The organism is Carnobacterium sp. (assembly GCF_032094055.1).
Taxonomy (GTDB): Bacteria; Bacillota; Bacilli; order Lactobacillales; family Carnobacteriaceae; genus Carnobacterium_A.
Genome location: NZ_DAMDAK010000019.1, coordinates 24,422 through 26,341, shown reverse-complemented (window position 1 = coordinate 26,341; position 1,920 = coordinate 24,422). Strand labels below are relative to the sequence as shown.

Here is a 1,920-nt window from a genome sequence, read left to right as displayed (position 1 = left end):
TACCTTGAGAAACGGCGTCGACTTTATATTCTGCAAATTGTGAAAAATCGATTTCATCTGATAAATCAGCAAACTTCCCGTCGTAATTAGTTAAAAAGCTTTGAGCATCATAGTCTTCCACTAATACGATATCCGGCAGTCCTTCTGAGACACCTGATGTAAATCCAGAAACCAGTTTCTGTTTAGTATCATCGTTAGACATTTCAGAAATGGTCAACTTAAAATCTTCATGTCCGTCTTTTTTGTAATACTCTCCTGCTTTTTCCATAATTGGAATATTAAAATTCTTATCCCAAGCCCAAACTGTCAACGCAGTATCTTTTGAACTGTTAGATTGTTTTGAATCCGTTCCATCAGAACCCGTACATGCAGCCAACAAAGTCATCCCTACTACACCATAAAGTAAAACAGCCAACTTTTTCATTTCCGTCCCCTCCATTTTCTACAGAATTAAAACGCATTCCTATTTTTTGTTTGCGTTTTCATTATCATATCATATTTTTATTTTTTTTTATAAAAGAACCTCTTTCTATCTGGTAAAAGCAATATACGAGAAAGGAGAAGAAGAAGTACACTTAAGAGTAGTATCAACGAAATAGTATCAACGGTTTCTTTTTTGTCTCTCTATTAACGTCTTTAAAATTGACAAAATCCTTATAGTGTTATACTTTAAAAGAAGATAAACTTCCAAAAAAAGAAGTGGTACTTTTCATTATCTGTATCACTCTTTGAAGTAGTTTAAGTACCTATTTAAGCTGCTTAGGGTGTTTTCTAGAAAATGTTTATTTTTTTACTTTTATATTGTAAGGGGTTGCTTTTTTAGTGAGACTCTTTTATAGCATTAATCTCTTATATCAATATTCTACTTTCTAGGAGGTGCTGTTTTAAATAGTTATCAAGCTCTTATACTTTTAACACATTTGTTTGAATATAAAAAAGTTGAGGTGGGGAAAAGATGAAAACAAAAAAACGTTTTTGGACAACAGTAGCTTTAACCGTTAGCTCCGTCTTCCTGCTTGCTGGTTGCGGCGGAAATAATGAAACAGCTAATGAAAAATCAAGTACAAAATCAGGCGATGGTCCTGTAGAACTAGAATTTTGGAGTTTCTGGGGATCTGGTCCGCGGAATGAAGCAGTTGAAAAAATCATTTCCGACTTCAATGAAAAACAAGATGATATCGTTGTGAAACATGTGTTTCAACCTTGGGGAGATATCTGGACCAAGTCTCTTGCCTCTGTAGCTGCTGGTAATCCGCCTGATGTCATCATCCAAGACATCAACTCTGTTAGACAACGGGCTGATGCGAATCAAGCTATTGATTTACAAGAGTATATCGATAAAGAAGATGAAGACATTAAGGGAAGGTTTTATCCACAATTATTAGACGCTGCAACTTTTGAAGACGATGTCTATGGACTACCGTTCAATACAGACACACAAGTCCTTTTTTATAATAAAGACTTATTTGAAAAAGCCGGATTAGATCCTGAAACACCGCCTGCTACTTGGGCTGACTTAGAAAAAGATGCAGCTGCTTTAGAAGAAAAAGATGGTGACAAGTGGAAAACGATCGGGTTTTATCCTCTTTGGAGCACTGGACCAGATGTATGGGCTCTTAACGCTGATAATGGAGTAAGCTGGTTTGATGATAAAGATAATGTAAAAATCAATACTCCAGATAAAGTCGACTCACTTCAATGGATTTTAGACTGGCAAAAACACATTGGAAAAAGCACAGTAGATTCTTACGAAGCTGAATTCGGAGCTGGCATTGCTGATCCATTTGTATCCGAACTCGTTGCTATGAGAGGTCAAAATATTAACTATCTAGTCGAATTGAATGAATTAGATCACGATATCAATTTCGGTGTTGCTCTTTTACCAGAAAAAACAGAAGGTTCTGGGCATTACAGTTGGGG

At 35.9% G+C, this 1,920-nt stretch carries 1 protein-coding gene and 1 pseudogene; one reads left to right on the top strand and one right to left on the bottom strand.

The annotated features are described in order from the left end of the window. A pseudogene (locus RT405_RS04725) lies at positions 1-424 on the bottom strand (carbohydrate ABC transporter substrate-binding protein); the annotation flags it as partial. Positions 425-955: 531 nt separating this feature from the next. Here RT405_RS04725 and RT405_RS04720 point away from each other — a divergent pair. Next, positions 956-1,920: extracellular solute-binding protein (locus RT405_RS04720; RefSeq protein WP_313468001.1), on the top strand; the 965-nt coding region annotated here is incomplete at its 3' end.